Origin of the sequence: Aliivibrio sp. S3MY1, assembly GCF_028765575.1 — a bacterium.
In the GTDB taxonomy this organism is placed as follows: Bacteria; Pseudomonadota; Gammaproteobacteria; order Enterobacterales; family Vibrionaceae; genus Aliivibrio.
The window spans coordinates 1-202 of the sequence record NZ_JARACO010000160.1; the positions used below are offsets into that span (position 1 = coordinate 1).

Here is a 202-nt window from a genome sequence, read left to right on the forward strand (position 1 = left end):
ATGTGTTGGAGTGGGGTTATAGTTCGACAGGGTACAGAAGTTTTATGCTGATAGAATCTTCTTCTATTAGCTTAAAAACTTTTGGTCGGATATTAGTTATCCACCAATCATTATATGTATCTTCATAAATACGTGTACGAGAGTCTTCATCTTCGAATTCTCTCAACCATACAAAGAAGTCAACTCCTTCATGTGTTCGTAG

General features: G+C 36.1%; 1 protein-coding gene. It reads right to left on the bottom strand.

The features are described from left to right. Nucleotides 1-16: 16 nt before the first annotated feature. Nucleotides 17-202: hypothetical protein (locus tag PVK62_RS17660; protein ID WP_274449517.1), on the bottom strand; the 186-nt coding region annotated here is incomplete at its 5' end.